20 protein-coding genes are annotated in these 14,268 nt (G+C 62.3%); 14 read left to right on the forward strand and 6 right to left on the reverse strand.

Annotated elements, in window-relative coordinates:
• Positions 1 to 48: 48 nt before the first annotated feature.
• Both istB and istA read right to left on the reverse strand, forming a co-directional pair.
• The gene (gene istB, locus LDB29_RS05910) at positions 49 to 831 is read right to left on the reverse strand and encodes an IS21-like element helper ATPase IstB (RefSeq protein WP_257556545.1); all 783 of its coding nucleotides are present in this window, start codon (positions 829 to 831) and stop codon (positions 49 to 51) included.
• Positions 821 to 2,344: an IS21 family transposase gene (istA, locus tag LDB29_RS05915; protein ID WP_257556547.1), complete on the reverse strand. Its 1,524-nt coding sequence runs from the start codon at positions 2,342 to 2,344 to the stop codon at positions 821 to 823. The genes istB and istA overlap by 11 nt, the downstream gene beginning before the upstream one ends.
• Before the next feature lie 141 nt (positions 2,345 to 2,485).
• Here istA and LDB29_RS05920 point away from each other — a divergent pair, with 141 nt between their 5' ends.
• Positions 2,486 to 2,800 carry a hypothetical protein gene (locus LDB29_RS05920; RefSeq protein ID WP_197565229.1) on the forward strand — a complete coding sequence of 105 codons (315 nt, stop codon included), beginning with the start codon at positions 2,486 to 2,488 and terminating at the stop codon, positions 2,798 to 2,800.
• A gap of 64 nt (positions 2,801 to 2,864) precedes the next feature.
• Positions 2,865 to 3,329 carry a hypothetical protein gene (locus tag LDB29_RS05925; protein ID WP_044662172.1) on the forward strand — a complete coding sequence of 155 codons (465 nt, stop codon included), beginning with the start codon at positions 2,865 to 2,867 and terminating at the stop codon, positions 3,327 to 3,329.
• A 201-nt stretch (positions 3,330 to 3,530) separates the two neighbouring features.
• On the opposite strand, the gene LDB29_RS05930 is transcribed toward LDB29_RS05925, so the two are convergent.
• Positions 3,531 to 3,794 (reverse strand): hypothetical protein, encoded by a 264-nt coding sequence (locus LDB29_RS05930; RefSeq protein ID WP_257556553.1) that lies wholly within the window; start codon positions 3,792 to 3,794, stop codon positions 3,531 to 3,533.
• Between the two features lie 355 nt (positions 3,795 to 4,149).
• Between LDB29_RS05930 and LDB29_RS05935 the strand changes: the two genes are divergently transcribed.
• The 7 genes from LDB29_RS05935 to LDB29_RS05965 all read left to right on the forward strand — a co-directional run bounded on the left by LDB29_RS05935 (position 4,150) and on the right by LDB29_RS05965 (position 8,906).
• Positions 4,150 to 5,112, forward strand: coding sequence for a hypothetical protein (locus LDB29_RS05935; RefSeq protein WP_052628231.1), 963 nt, complete (start codon positions 4,150 to 4,152; stop codon positions 5,110 to 5,112).
• Between the two features lie 108 nt (positions 5,113 to 5,220).
• Entirely contained in the window at positions 5,221 to 6,411 is a 1,191-nt protein-coding gene (locus LDB29_RS05940) for a hypothetical protein (protein WP_044662173.1), read from the forward strand.
• Positions 6,412 to 6,469: 58 nt separating this feature from the next.
• On the forward strand, positions 6,470 to 7,054 hold the full coding sequence (locus LDB29_RS05945; RefSeq protein ID WP_044662174.1) for a hypothetical protein: 585 nt from the start codon (positions 6,470 to 6,472) through the stop codon (positions 7,052 to 7,054).
• A gap of 62 nt (positions 7,055 to 7,116) precedes the next feature.
• Entirely contained in the window at positions 7,117 to 7,419 is a 303-nt protein-coding gene (locus tag LDB29_RS05950; RefSeq protein ID WP_235600727.1) for a hypothetical protein, read from the forward strand.
• 21 nt (positions 7,420 to 7,440) lie between these two features.
• Positions 7,441 to 8,283: a hypothetical protein gene (locus LDB29_RS05955; protein ID WP_044662175.1), complete on the forward strand. Its 843-nt coding sequence runs from the start codon at positions 7,441 to 7,443 to the stop codon at positions 8,281 to 8,283.
• A gap of 60 nt (positions 8,284 to 8,343) precedes the next feature.
• A complete protein-coding gene (locus LDB29_RS05960; protein ID WP_044662176.1) occupies positions 8,344 to 8,598 on the forward strand; it encodes an antitoxin in 255 nt (84 codons plus the stop codon).
• Positions 8,595 to 8,906, forward strand: a complete 312-nt coding sequence (locus LDB29_RS05965; RefSeq protein ID WP_044662177.1) for a type II toxin-antitoxin system RelE/ParE family toxin — start codon at positions 8,595 to 8,597, stop codon at positions 8,904 to 8,906. Before LDB29_RS05960 ends, LDB29_RS05965 begins: the two co-directional genes overlap by 4 nt.
• A gap of 174 nt (positions 8,907 to 9,080) precedes the next feature.
• Here the strand turns inward: LDB29_RS05965 and LDB29_RS05970 are convergent, their stop codons facing one another.
• From LDB29_RS05970 to LDB29_RS05980, 3 genes are all read right to left on the reverse strand, one after another.
• On the reverse strand, positions 9,081 to 9,470 hold the full coding sequence (locus tag LDB29_RS05970; protein WP_235600729.1) for a DUF4186 domain-containing protein: 390 nt from the start codon (positions 9,468 to 9,470) through the stop codon (positions 9,081 to 9,083).
• A gap of 120 nt (positions 9,471 to 9,590) precedes the next feature.
• Positions 9,591 to 9,866 carry an HU family DNA-binding protein gene (locus tag LDB29_RS05975; RefSeq protein WP_044662178.1) on the reverse strand — a complete coding sequence of 92 codons (276 nt, stop codon included), beginning with the start codon at positions 9,864 to 9,866 and terminating at the stop codon, positions 9,591 to 9,593.
• A gap of 91 nt (positions 9,867 to 9,957) precedes the next feature.
• The gene (locus LDB29_RS05980; RefSeq protein ID WP_044662179.1) at positions 9,958 to 10,365 is read right to left on the reverse strand and encodes an HIRAN domain-containing protein; all 408 of its coding nucleotides are present in this window, start codon (positions 10,363 to 10,365) and stop codon (positions 9,958 to 9,960) included.
• A 100-nt stretch (positions 10,366 to 10,465) separates the two neighbouring features.
• Here LDB29_RS05980 and LDB29_RS05985 point away from each other — a divergent pair, with 100 nt between their 5' ends.
• From LDB29_RS05985 to LDB29_RS06005, 5 genes are all read left to right on the forward strand, one after another.
• Positions 10,466 to 11,629 (forward strand): winged helix-turn-helix domain-containing protein, encoded by a 1,164-nt coding sequence (locus LDB29_RS05985; RefSeq protein ID WP_044662180.1) that lies wholly within the window; start codon positions 10,466 to 10,468, stop codon positions 11,627 to 11,629.
• A gap of 120 nt (positions 11,630 to 11,749) precedes the next feature.
• Complete coding sequence (locus tag LDB29_RS05990; RefSeq protein WP_044663138.1) at positions 11,750 to 11,962, forward strand: hypothetical protein; 213 nt, start codon at positions 11,750 to 11,752, stop codon at positions 11,960 to 11,962.
• Positions 11,963 to 12,283: 321 nt separating this feature from the next.
• Positions 12,284 to 12,745, forward strand: coding sequence for a DUF736 domain-containing protein (locus LDB29_RS05995; protein WP_037544061.1), 462 nt, complete (start codon positions 12,284 to 12,286; stop codon positions 12,743 to 12,745).
• 95 nt (positions 12,746 to 12,840) lie between these two features.
• Entirely contained in the window at positions 12,841 to 13,893 is a 1,053-nt protein-coding gene (locus LDB29_RS06000; RefSeq protein ID WP_044662181.1) for a DUF2493 domain-containing protein, read from the forward strand.
• Complete coding sequence (locus tag LDB29_RS06005) at positions 13,865 to 14,080, forward strand: DUF6117 family protein (RefSeq protein WP_037543859.1); 216 nt, start codon at positions 13,865 to 13,867, stop codon at positions 14,078 to 14,080. The genes LDB29_RS06000 and LDB29_RS06005 overlap by 29 nt, the downstream gene beginning before the upstream one ends.
• Positions 14,081 to 14,268 lie beyond the last annotated feature (188 nt).

The following is a 14,268-nucleotide window of genomic DNA, read 5'->3' on the forward strand; positions in this document are numbered from 1 at the left end:
CCGAGAAGTGACCCGCCTGATGGTTATGTTTCGGATGTCATATGCGGGTCAAGGTGCGGGTTTCTCCTTTCTGGGTCTGGCTTGCTGGGCTGAGCTGTTCTTGAACCGGAAGCTGTCGTTGCCGGTCTCCAGGATGTGGCAGTGATGGGTGAGCCGATCGAGGAGCGCTGTGGTCATCTTCGCGTCGCCGAACACGGTGGCCCACTCGCTGAAGCTCAGGTTGGTGGTGATGATGACGCTGGTGCGCTCGTATAATTTGCTCAGCAGGTGGAACAGCAGCGCGCCGCCGGAGGCACTGAACGGCAGATAACCCAGTTCGTCCAACACGACGAGGTCTGAGTGGACGAGCCGGTTGGCGATCTGCCCGGCGCGCCCCTGGGCCTTTTCCTGTTCCAGGGCATTGACCAGTTCGACCGTAGAGAAGAAGCGGACCCGCTTTCGATGATGCTCGATCGCCTGAACGCCCAGCGCCGTTGCGAGATGGGTCTTCCCGGTGCCCGGACCTCCAACGAGTACCACATTGTCGGCCACATCGATGAAGTCGCAGCGGTGCAACTGGCGCACCAGCGCTTCGTTGACCTCGCTGCTGGCAAAGTCGAAGCCGGCGAGATCGCGATAGGCGGGGAACCGCGCAACCTTGAGCTGATAGGCAACGGATCGCACCTCGCGTTCGGCCGTCTCGGCTTTCAGCAACTGGGAGAGGATCGGCACGGCCGCCTCGAAGGCGGGCGATCCCTGCTGCATGAGATCGGTCACGGCCTGAGCCATGCCGGGCATTTTCAGGCCGCGCAGCATCACGACGAGGGCGCCGGTGGCGGGATCATGACGCATGACGGTTCTCCCGGCGCAGGGCATCGTAGCGCTCGACATTGGCCATTGGCTCGCTGACCAGCCTCAGCGCCTGTGGCGCCGTTACCGGCGGCGTCGAGAGCGGTTTTCCATCGAGCAGCCTGTGCAACAGGTTGAGGATATGGGTCTTGGTTGGCACGCCCGCGTCCAGCGCCAGGGCGACAGCGGTCAGCACCGCCTCTTCGTCATGGTGCAAAACCAGGGCGAGGATCTCGACCATTTCCCTGTCGCCGCCGGGATTGCGCAGCAGATGCCGTTGCAGCCGCTGGAAGGCCTCGGGCAGTTCGAGGAACGGCGCGCCGTTGCGCAGGGCGCCGGGCTTTCGCTGAACCACCGCCAGATAATGACGCCAGTCATAGACGGTGTGCCCCGGCCCATCATGGGATCGGTCGATGATGCGCTGATGCTCGCATATCACCTGTCCTTCGGCGACGACCAGGAAGCGATCGGGATAGACCCGCAGGCTGACGGGCCGATTGGCGAACGACGCCGGCACGCTGTAACGGTTGCGTTCCAGGTGGATCAGGCAGGTTGGCGAGACCCGCTTCCCATATTCGACAAAGCCATCGAACGGTCTGCCCACCGGCATCAGGCTTTCCACTTCATCGGCCCAGGCATCGGCGACCGAACCCGGTTCAATCCCGTGCGGGATACCCTGCCACAGCTCCTTGCAGCGCTCCTCCAGCCATAGGTTGAGAGCATCCAGGCTTTCCGCCTGCGGCGTGGGTTGCCATAGCCGATGCCGGGCATCCTGGACGTTCTTCTCGATCTGGCCCTTTTCCCAGCCTGCTGCCGGATTACAGAACTCGGCCTCGAACAGATAATGACTGACCATGGTGAGGAAGCGGTTGTTGACGTTGCGCTCCTTGCCGCGCCCGACCTTATCGACGGCGGTGCGCATATTGTCATAGATGCCCCGGCGCGGAACACCACCCAGCACGCGGAACGCATGATTATGGGCATCGAACAGCATCTCGTGGGTCTGGAGCAAATAGGCCCGCACGAGAAAGGCGCGGCTGTAGCTGAGCTTGAAGTGGGCGACCTGCAGCTTGGTGCGCACGCCGCCGATGATCGCCCAATCCTCGCTCCAATCGAACTGGAATGCTTCCCCCGGTGCGAAGGACAGCGGCACGAATGTCCCGCGCCCGCTCATCTGTTGCTCACGACGATAATCATCGCGCCAGTCCCGGGCAAAGGCCGCCACCCGATTGTAGGAGCCATCATAGCCCAGGCTGACCAGATCAGCATGCAACTGCTTCATCGTCCGCTTCTGCTTGCGGGTCCGACCCATCTCCCGTCTCAGCCAGGCTGACAGCCGCTCCGCGAACGGGTCCAGTTTGCTCGGCCGATCGGGCACCTTGAACCGCGGCTCGATCGTGTCCGAACGTAGATATTTACGGATCGTATTACGTGACAGCCCGGTACGCCGCGCAATCTCGCGGATCGAAAGATGATCGCGGAAATGCCAGCGCCGGATAACGCTCAATAACGCCATGTCCAACACTCCATGACCCCTCGCTCGTCAAAGCCAGGGGTGAGTTCAACATGGGTCACTTCTCAGTGGAAATTTGGGCCCTTCCCGGGTCACTTCTCAACGGTAATCAACAATCATCGGCGCCTTTTTGAAAGATGCCTCATGACCGACCCCCTGAACGATGAAACGACCATCGCCCAGTTCAACCGCGACCTCGCCGAACGGGGATGCACGGCGCATGTCGCCCTCTTTGCTCTTGAAGACGCCAAGGTCGCGAGCGAGGGGGGATGCCCGCAAATCCTGGCCCTGATCGCCGACGAGGGGCGTTTCATCACCGAGCTGCCTCTCGCGGTTTCGTCCGAGATGGTGGCCCTGGCCTATTGCCTCTACGGCCGGGGTGTGACCTCCGGCGTCCAAGCTGGCGCAGACGCTGCCTGGGCGAAGCTACGGTTCCTGATCGGGGCAGCCGCCGCCTGATGATCGTGCAGTGATCTCGCGTCAGTCGGGGCCTCTTCCATTCCTTTGCAACAGGAGCTTTGCCATGGCTGACCGAGCCAGCGTCACGATATCGATCGGTGGCGTCCTTCCATCCTTTCTCATCGGCGAATTGTTCGCCGCGATCAGGCACGACGGAGCGGGCCGCGACTGGGACAGCGGCCCGTTTCTCGATGAGGACATCGTCGGGGGCGAGGTGCTCTTCCTTTGCGGGCATGAAATCGCCTGGGGCATGTTCGATGCGCTCGAAACATTCTGCCGGGTTCATGGTCTGCCATTCGCCCGCTGGTCTGGCAGCTGCCGAAGCAGTTTTGGACCGGAGCGGGTCGTTTACGACGGCACGAGCGAACCGAGACATTTCCTCGCGACGGACGATAACGAGATCCTCTTCTCAATGGAGGAGATTCAGCGGCTGGGATCGCTCGACGCGATCGAAGCGCATTATGTCTTTGCCAACCGAATCGTGCCGCCGCTGACCATCGATCCCACGCCTCCCGCCGAGAAGGGGTGATGGAATGGATATCACGGCCGCCCGCCGGACCGCTCCTGCCGGGACCGTGATCGGGTGACAGGAAGAGGAGGGGGAAGGGGATGAGCGCAGCCATGGATCGCTGTGCTCTTTGGGAGACCCATCATGACCCTTTCAACCACCGTTTCCACTTCCGTTTCGCAGGGTGCGATCACCAGGATCACCAGGCTATTCAATGGGACGCTACTCGATGTTCTGAACGAGCTGTTCCAGAACGGACGACGCGGAGCGGCCACGCAGATTTCCATCAGCACCATGACGGAGGGCGGCCGGACGCTCCTGTGCGTTGCCGATGACGGCACCGGAATCGATGATCCGGCCCATTTGATCACGCTGGGCCAGTCCGGCTGGGACGACGATGTCGCCCGCCGGGAAGACCCCGCCGGCATGGGCATGTTCAGCCTGGCGGGCCGATATGTCGAGATCCGATCCTGGTCGCCGCGCCATGCCACCGGCTGGACGATGGTGATCGGCCCCGATGACTGGGAAGCCAGCGCGCCGATTGCCGTGGGCACCAGTGCCATCGCTTCGGGGACCGAGATACGCGTCGAGCTATGCCCCGCCTGGGAAAAGGCCTTGTCCTATTCGGTCGCCGCTGCCGCCCGCCATTACCGGCCAGGCCATCGATCGGACGGACTGGCTGGCGGAGGCCGAGCATATCGAAACTGCCCTTGGGTGCCGCATCGGCGTGTTCCGCGGAAGGACAGCTTCCGACCAAGTCCCTCGGATCAACTTCCATGGGGTCACTGTCCCCTGCCGGCTGCCCAGCCTGATCGAATGTCAGCGCGAGGACCAATGGTCGGTGGGGATCGACATCATTGATGCCCCGCAGCTCCAGCTGGTGCTCCCGGCCCGCAAGGAAATCATCGAGAATGCAGGGCTGGAGGCATTGCGCTCCGCCGCCATGACGGCGATCTTCAAGGCCATCTCGAAACGCGACGGCCATTGCCTTTCGCATAAGGACTGGTTGCAGGCGAAGGAGCGCGGCGTCCTATTGCCCGAAGCCCGGCCTCGGCTTCGGCAATGGTCTCCGATGACCGGCGAATGTACGCGGTCCGGGACCGCCCGACTGATTGACGCGAAGGGCGCGCTCGTCACGCCCTGCCATAGTCCCAACTTTGCCCAGTGTCTGTCGCGCGCGCTTGAAGCCAACCCCGAATTTTCCACGCCGCTCGTTGAACCGGAACCGGGGTTCGCAGGCTATGCCTGGTATGACGCCCTGCCAAAAATCGAAGATTGCGAATTCCTGATCGTTCAGGATGGCAAGGAGCATCTGTTCGACGAGACCGATGATCGGCCTGATCTCAAATCTGGACGCGCGGATAGCATTACGGCGCTGTTGCATATCACGACCGCTGATGACGCGAAAAAGACCGTCCGCTTGGCCGCCGATCTGTTCATCTCCTATGACAGCTGCCTCGACTTCGAGATCGAGGACGCCGCGATTTTTCTGATGCGGGCTTGCACGATCGATGTCGATGTCCTGACCGACCTGCTGGAAGCCATCTGCTTCGAGGCCCATCGGGATGGCGACGCCGACAGCTGGGACACCCAACACGATCAATTTCTGCTCGACGCGCGGCAACTGGCCATCGAGCAGCTCCTCGACGCGGATGAAGCGCTGATCACCCGCTGCGGCACGGTTGTCTCCAAACATCTGCGGTGGCTGGTGCCGCAGGGCAGGATGATCACCATATATCTGGGCGCTGACCCGACCAGGATCGAAATCAGCGACATTCCCGCCGTGGAAACGAACGAACGCTGATCCGCGCTTCGTACGGCGGTCAGGAGGGAAGGGGGAAGGGAGGAGTGGCGATAGGCGAGGGCAGAAGCTCGGCGCGTGTTGCCCATCCCCCCAGCCCTGGAGGTTCCCATGACTGCCATCACCGCAACCGATCGTGCGGGTGTGCGCCCGTATCGGGTGGATATCTCGCGCGGAACGAATGTCTCCCGCGTCTCATCCGAATGGTTCAGCCGCCCGCAGGACGAGCGCTATCTCTCGCTCGGCGATCTGTACCACAGCGTTCGGACCCGAGCCGACCGCGCCACCACCCGCATCGTGGAAAGCCGCAATGTCCGGGTCGAAGCGCGCAGCGATGAACCCGAGCGCCTGTCGCTGATGATGCCGGGCGATGACGCGCCCATCGCGCCAACCAACTGGTCCTTTGGCCAACTTTGCAGCCTCGTCGGCGCGCCGGCAGCCTATCTCCGCCAACTCCCGGCCGCGCTCGCCGGCATCAATTTGCAGCATGGCCTGATCTCGCATTCGGGCGAACATGTGAAGCTGCTCCAGACCAGCGATGGCCGCAGCGAACTGCGCGCGGTAACCGGCCCCGACTATGGTCGGATCTGGGATCACGAACTCGTCGCGGCGGTGATGAAGATCGCGGGCAACGGCACGGGCGACACGCGCTGGAAGGTACCCGGCGTCCTCGATTGGAGCGCGATGACCTATAACCCCATGGTCGACATCACCCATGACACGACGACCCTCTACGCATCGGATCGTGACGTCTTCCTCTTTCTCGTCGACGATCTCCACCCCATCGAAGCGGGTCGATTGCCCAATGGAGAGTCCGATCTCTACTTTCGCGGATTTTACACCTGGAACTCGGAAGTTGGCTCCAAGTCATTGGGAATAGCGACTTTCTATCTTCGCGCCGTGTGTCAGAATCGAAACCTCTGGGGCGTGGAAAATTTCCAGGAAATCAACATCCGCCACTCCAAATTCGCGGCCAATCGCTTCGCGCATGAAGCAGCCCCGGCGCTCGAACATTTCGCCCAGAGTTCGCCCCGCTCCTTCATCGACGGCATCGCGGCCGCTCGCACGAAGATCGTCGCCCGCAAGGATGAGGACCGTGAGACCTTCCTGCGCAAGGAGGGTTTCTCGAAGGCCGAAACCGGGAAGATCATCGCGACCGTCCTTGCCGAAGAGGGGCATCCTCCGGCTTCCGTCTATGATTTTGTGCAGGGCATCACGGCGGTCGCCCGCAGCCGTCCGCATCAGGATGGCCGCCTCGACCTCGAATCCAAGGCGCGCAAGCTGATGGAACGCGCCTGCTGACCTCGTCTGGCCGGACGTCCGTGCCGGACCCTTTCACATTTTTTTCCGGAGAATGATCATGGCGACCACGCCCGTTTCCGCGCGCCTTTTTGCGGTGCGCATCCAATATTTCAGCGCCGGTGAATGCTATGCCACCGAGACCATCGACGTCGAAGTGCCCGACGGCGCCGATGTCTCGGCTGTGGTCCATGCCGCCGCGCAGGCCAGCACCTATCATGATGTGCGGATTCCCGAGCTCAGCTTCACCGTCGAATATATCGCGCCCGACCCGGACGATCCCGACCCGGCGCCGCGCGCGGGCCGGCTGAAGCCGGTCTGCGCCCACTGCGGATCGGATTCGATCGTTCGGGACGCCGCGGTCCGCTGGGAAATCGAAAGCCAGCAATGGGAGGTGACGAGCATCTTTGATTGCACCACCTGCGATCTCTGTGGCGCCGAGAGCGACGACCTCGCGACCTGGGTTCCAGCCGAACAGGTCACGCCGCCCGAGCAGTTCGAAATCGACCTCGCCGCCAAACTCGATACGCCCGAATTGCGAAGCGATGGGACCTTCCAGCAATTTTGCTTCGGGCTGTTCCTGACCCATTCGGTCGAGGATGCAGCCGTCGCATGGCTGTCCTCCGACCACAGCGCTCCGCGATAATGTCGCCGGTCGACTGGCCATCTTGGACAATGCCCGTTCCCACTTTCATGAGGAGCGATCCCATGACCATCACCATTCCCGACGATCCGCTCGTCGAACGCTTCAATGCGCGGCTCGTGCAGCTCAATTCCTCCGCTCGCGTGGCCCTCACGCGCATCGCTGGACACACCGGCATGCTGGAGCTTCGGGATGACGCGGAGAATTTTCTCGAATTCATCCCGGCCGAGGCGTCGCCTGAAATGGCCGCCATCGCCTTCCGCCTCTATGCCCGCGGCCTCAACCGGGGCGTCCGGGCAGGCGAGGAGGCCGCATGGGCGAAGCTGCGCTATTTGATCGGCGCTGCGGCCGCTCCTTCCCATTTCTGACCCTCAAGAAAGGCAGATGCCATGGCTGAGACCTATTTTTCCGCCTGCTTCACCTTCTGCTGCACCAACGCCGAAATGGCGTTGCTGGAGGAGGCTTTCAACGCGGCCGAAGATCTGAACTGTGAACTGGAGCCGCCCGCGCCGAGCAAGGAATTTCTCGAAGCCTTCCCGTCGACGCAGAGCAGTGACCCATGGAGCGGCCTCCTCGGCATATTCGACGATCCGAAATTTCCGATCCTGGGGGCTGAGCTCACCGGAGGAAATAGTTTCGAGGAGCCGACCGTCTCGACCCCCATGATATCGGGAACGGTCGATTTCCAGCCCTGGCCCATCGCCGAGCTTGTCCGGCGATGCTGCCCGGTCTCGCTCGCGAAGGCGCCGATCTGCTTTGAATGGGCGGTCACCTGCTCGCAGGCGCGGCCGGGTGAATTCGGCGGCGGCCGCTGCGTCATCTTTGTCGACAGGATCGATATCCAGTCCACCGGCGAGGCCTTAAAGGTGGCGCTGGAGCGCCCGATCGGCAGGACAGGTTTGCCGGCAGCTCTGCCTGCGGCCGATCCAGCGGATCGGCCGCTGGTCGGCCGGAGCCTGCTTATCAATGCGCCGGAATATTTCCGCGACCCGGCGTTCAAGGACTGGCTCGGCAACTCCCAGCCCAAATTCACATGGTATCGCGGCGGCGAGCCGGATGAATGGTCGGATGTGATCGTCATGGTCGATCCGAGCCTCAGCGGGGAAGGGAGCGACTCGGACATGCCCGCGCCCATCTGGGAACGGATCGTCGATGCTTGCCGGTCGTACCTCGGTCCCGGCCAGGGACCCTCGCCGCATTATATGGTGCGCCTGACCAATCTCGGAGAGTGAGGTAACCACAAACCCACATTTGTGCTAATCTGGGTTTGTGGTGAAAATTGCGAGGTCCCCATGAGTCGCCTGACGATAGATATTACCGAGCAGCAGCATCAGAGCCTGAAGGCGCTGGCGGCGTTGCAGGGCAAAACGATCAAGCAATATGCGATCGAGCGCCTCTTCCCTGTCGATGCAGGTGATGAAGAACCCTGGCAAGCGCTCAAGGCGCTCCTGGGCGAGCGAATCGCGCAAGGGCTGGCGGGCGGCATATCCGACAAGGATTTCGGTTCGATTGTTGACGAGGAACTCGGCAAGGCCAGCCACGCTTGACCGCTCCCTATGTCCTGACCGCGGCCGCGGCGGACGATTTGCGCGCGATCGTCCGTTACACAAAAAAGCAATGGGGCGACGGACAGGTGCGCTCCTATATGACCAAGCTGGAACGCGGTATCGTGCGTCTTGCAACGGGCCAGGGCGCGTCCAGGGATATGAGCGATCTCCATCCGGGTCTTCGCATGTCCCATTGCGAACATCATTATGTCTTCTGCTTGCCCCGGGGAGATGAGCCGGCGCTCATCGTCGCCATTTTCCATGAGCGCATGGATTTGATGGTGCAGCTGGAAAACAGGCTGGTTTAGGCGGCTTGCGAGGCGGAGTTCCCGCGACGGTCTGCCAATGCGATCACCCCAACAGGGTATGACAGCGATTGCGCCTGAGCCTATCGTATGTCTGCGACCCGAAGGCTCGTGGCTCTGGCCACCGAGGCTTCTTTCTGGCCCGATCATCCCAGCGATGATCGGGCCATTTTTCTGTCACTGATAGCGATCGCTCAGCCAGTGCCTGATAACCGCCACGATATAGCGCTGGTCCTGGGCACTAAGCCTCTGGTCGGCAGCGATACCATGCCATTTGGAGAGGCAGGTTCGGCAGCAGGTCGCCGTTGCATGCTGGGCGACGAATACCGGATGCCCGCGCATCGGTGTCTGTTTGCCGTCATTGAGCGGTAGCTCGGGAGCCAGCCGCTGGGCGATGAACTCTTCCGCATGGGTGAGGATCGTATCGAGGCCCCGCTCGGCTAGATAGGCCTGTTCCTTCGCGTTCAACCGGAAACGCGATCGGAATGCCGATCGGCCAAGGCGAGCGAAGAGCGGAGTGAGGTCGTCCATGCCGATGGCATATAGGGCGCCGCCACGATCTTGCATCGCTCCTCGCTGCAGTGGGCTGCTATTTCTTGCTGGCACTGGACATGGTGCCGTTGGCGGTGGCGAAGGCGCTCTCGTCGAGGAGGCGCCCCGCGCTTCACGCGCGGAGCGCCGGATCGATCAGCCGTTCAACTGATCCTTGACCGCCTTGGCGGGCGTGAAGGCAAGCTTCTTCGACGCCGCAATCTGGATCGTTGCGCCGGTCGAGGGATTGCGGCCTTCGCGGGCGGGCTGATCCTTGACTTTGAACTTGCCGAAACCGTTCAGTGAAATCTCTTCGCCCTTCGCTGCTGCGCCGGCGATATTCGCGAAGACCGCGTCGACCAGCTTGCGGGCATCGGCCTTGGTGACGTCATGCTCGGCGGCCAGTGCTTCAGCCAGATCGCTATTGTTCATTGGATATCCCTCTCAGAAGTGAGGCGCCCGCAATAGCGGCGGAAAAAGCGCTGGAACAACCATTTTCATGGTTATTCCTGCAGCCAGCGCGCTAATCGTCAGGCGGGATATAGTCTGGGTAGAAGCCGGTCTCATCATCATGGGGACACGGCTCTGGTTCGCGCGGGCGCGCAGGGGGCAGGACCGGATCAATCCCTGAGAAGCTGATGCGGATGATGGCGCCGCCTTTGGTCGCTTCCTGGAAGATAGCGCGAATCTCCTCGCCCTGGGCCATGCGCGACCCAATCCAGCCGCAGCGCTCGGCCGACAGATAGCCAATCTGAACGCCGCGCATGCTCCAGACCGCGATGGCTGACGGATCGAACGGGTTCTTTGGCTCGGGTACGAGATCGACAGCTTCGCCCGGCACACAGAGCCTGATCTCGAACAGCCGGTTGCTGCGGTCCTTATTCTCATGGATGGCGCCGACGACGGCGAGGCTCATGTCGGGACGACTCATGCGAGCTTCGATAGGTCGATGATCTCCTCCCGCCAAGCACTGTCCAACCTTGCCGATCGCTGATGTCATTGTCTCCATCGTTGGTTTAGCAACGGACAACATGACGAACAGCATTTCGCTTCGCGAGGCCCGGCGCATTGCCCTTGCCGCCCAGGGTTTCGGCCGATCCCGGCCCACGAACGTCGGTAAGGCGCATTTGCGGCGGACGACCGAACGCCTTGGGCTCCACCAGATCGACAGCGTCAATGTTTTGGCGCGGGCCCACTATATGCCGGCCTATTCGCGCCTGGGCGGTTATGATCCAGGCTGGCTTGACCAGGCCGCCTGGGGGAAAGCCCGCGACCGTCGGCTGTTTGAATATTGGGCGCATGAAGCTTCGCTTCTCCCGATGGACTATCACCCCTTGCTTCGCTGGCGGATGACGCGCGCCGATCGGGGGGAGACGGGATGGAAGGGCCTGCGCCTGTTTGCCGGCGAACGTCGGATTGAAGCCGAAGCGCTGCTCGCCCGGTTCTGGAGCGACGGTCCACTGGCAGCTTCCGACTTTGAGGGTTCGCGCAATCGATCGGGATGGTGGGAATGGGGCGAAGCCAAGCAGATGCTCGAATGGCTCTTCTGGGCCGGACACATCACCACGGCGACCCGCCGCGGCAGCTTCGAGCGCGTCTATGATCTGACCGAGCGGGTCATTCCGCCAGACATCCTAGGCATCCCGACACCGGAGCCTCGCGACGCCCAGCGGGCGCTCATCGAGCGATCCGCCCGCGCGCTCGGTATCGCCACCGCCGGCGACCTGCGGGACTATTTCCGGCTGAAGCCCGATGAGGCCCGCGATGCCATCCAGGATCTGAAGGACGAAGGAACGCTCATTCCTGTGTTGGTGGACGGTATCTCGCAGGCGGTGTTCCTGCATCGCGATGCCCAGGCACCACGCCGGATAGCTGCGCGGGCGCTCCTCTCGCCCTTCGATCCCCTGATCTGGGAGCGATCCCGAACTGAGAAACTGTTCGATTTCCATTATCGGATCGGCATCTACACCCCCGCGCACAAGCGGTCCCATGGCTATTATGATCTCGCTTTTCTGCTCGGTGACCGGATCGTGGCGCGGACCGATCTCAAGGCGGACAGGAAGACGGGAAGGCTGCTCGTGCAGTCCGTCCATCTCGAACTGGGTGCCCCGGCAGAGACGCATGAGGAACTGGCCGCGGAACTTCGGTTTCTCGCGCAGTGGCTCAAACTGGAGCCCGTCTTGCCGGAAATCTGACCCCGCATTTCAGGCGTGTTTTCGGCTCCACACTGATGGTTCGCGGCTGCCTGAAAATCGTCGAAAGTTGGCGTGAAAAGCCTTATGAGGTGGGGTGCGGTTGAGGCAGAGGAGCGCTCGATGGCCGAATTTCAAGGACGCGACCTGCACCTGGTCAAGAAGGCCCTGTGCATCGGTATTCTCACGATCGAGAGCCAGGAGGACGGACCGTTCAAGGCCGAGTCGGATCTTTCCGACATGAAGGCTCTGGCGGACGACCTGATGCCCGGCGGCGTCGAACTCCATCACTATATGCGCTCTGCGCATATTGCCCTTACCGGTAGACCGGACTGACGGACGCATATCCTCTGCCGGGCTGATGTCGCCTGGCTCGGTCCATGACTGGCTTGCGCTTTGAAAAACGCGGCGCCGGTAATCGTTGGCCTTTGCGCCACATGGCGTCGCGCCTTCTGCTCCAGATCTTTCATAAATGTTTGCCCCTGGCGCGCGTCCCTCACGTACAGGCGCGGGGTGAGGGAGGGAGCGGCGTCGGTGAGGTCGTGCCCTCATGCGAGGGCAGGGCTTGGGGCGCAGGCAGGGACCAGAGGGGAGGAGGATTTTGGAGGGTGTCGCTTTCGAATGGTCGAGAGCGGCATTATCCAAGGAGTTGAAGTCATGAATATCGGTGAAATCAAGCCCGTGAACGGCCGCCTGGAAGGACATATCGCGACCCGTCTGCTGGACTTGCCGAAGTTGGGATTGCGTCCCGTCCAGAGCACCAATGAGCGTGCGCCCGTCTTCGAAGTCGTCGCGCGCAATGTGGGCGGGCGCTGGGTCCAGATCGGCGCCCTTTGGGAAGCGACCGCCAATGTGAGCGGGGAGAGCTTCCTCCAGGGTTCGCTGGACGATCCGAGCCTCCCCGAACCGCTGCCGATCGCCCTGTTCGGTTCGGATCAGGAAGGCTATCGGGTCGCCTGGCGCCGGCGGGAGAACCGCGACGACTTCGGTGGCAGCCAGCGCAGCCCGCGTCGCGAAATGAGTGGCGGCGGGATGTCCGGCGGCTTTGGCGACAGCACCGCCGGCGCCGATGGCTCGCTCATGGGTAGGAATGATCTCGACGACGAGGTTCCCTACTGAGAATCCAGCGAAGCCAATATGGGCCGGGAGAGCATCCGCTTTCCCGGCCTTTTTTGCGTCCAGTTTCCGTCTCTCAACCGTGAAAGGACAGCGCCATGGCCAGTGCCCCGCGCAGCAGCATCGATCGCTTTGCCGATCTGCCGACCCTCTATGCCCAGATGACCGCGACCCCTGAATTCCAGGCAGCCTTTGGCGACCCGCTTGGTCTCTCGATTGTCTCGCCGGGTGAAGAACCGGCCGAATATGAGATGCCCGAACCCATCGCCGTGCAGGCCGAATGCGGCGGGATTGTCGCCGCCATCTTCGACCTGTTCTGCGATACCCGGCTCGAGACGCTTGCCCCGGAAATTGCCTGGGGCATCGTCAACAGCTTCCACTTCGTCGCCGGGAAGCTCGAACGGCAGGAGGACCGGCTTGCCGAGGAGGTGGGTGACCTGGCCCGTCAGCCGGACGTCAGCGAGGTGTACACGACCTCTCTGGAGGAAAAGCAACTTCTCTGCCAGTCCGTCGCGGAACAGCGCCATGCGATCGAGTGCATGCGCGACTATGCCGCCGAAATGTATCGTGCCCTGTCGGGATGGCCATGGTCGCCCGCGCGCGGCACCAGGGCGTCGACCGCATCAAGCGCGAGCCAGATCGCGGCGCTCGATTTCCTGCGTGCACGGACCCTCGCCACGCGCGAGAAGCATATGCCGCAGGGACCGATCGTCGTCGTGACCGGCCCTGCCGACTGGCACGACTGGAAACTCATCTGGGACCGGCTCGACCTCATCAAGGCGCGCATCCCGCACATGACCCTCATCACCACCGGGCAAAGGCGGGGTGTCGACCAGATCGCGGCAGCCTGGGCAGCGCGAACGGAAATAGGCGTCCCGGTCGTGGTCTACGGCCTGTATGGCTCGGGGCGGAAAACGGCTTTCAAACGGAACCGGAAAATTCTCGAACTGAATCCCGTCGAGGCGCTGCTTTGCGAAGGATCGGGCGTGCAGGCGAACCTCTACCAGTTGCTGCGGGAGGCTGATGTTCCGATCCACGCCTTCCACCGCGCGGACCAAGCTGTCGACACCCCCGTGCTGGCGCGGCAACGCGGTCAGGCGAGCAATCGAGGGGAGGCGGCACATGGCTATTCCCGACTATCTGCGCACTAATTTCCAGACCCTCCTGCGCGCGGCGGGGGACGGCAATCTCGCCCTCATGGAATGTCAGGATGCGCAAACGGGTGAACCGCGTTTCGTTATCTGTGCCGTCGGCCGGGATGGTCCCGAGTATGTGATGACCCCCTTCGGTCATCTGGCCGAAGGCGATCCTTATGACGCCTATGTCCCGCCGATCTGACGCGGCCGGGTCGAAACGAATATCCTCCAGGGGATCGGCAGCACCCCAACTGTCGGTCCCTTTTTTTATCCAATGGGAGAGGGCATCCCGCCCGCTACGGGTCTGTTGGGCGAATGCTGCGCCTGGACCCAGCCTCCATGGGGGCATCGAGCCCCCATGGAGGCTGCCTCTCTTCTTCTCTCAACAAG

This window comes from Sphingobium sp. CFD-2, assembly GCF_024611135.1.
GTDB lineage: Bacteria > Pseudomonadota > Alphaproteobacteria > Sphingomonadales > Sphingomonadaceae > Sphingobium > Sphingobium fuliginis.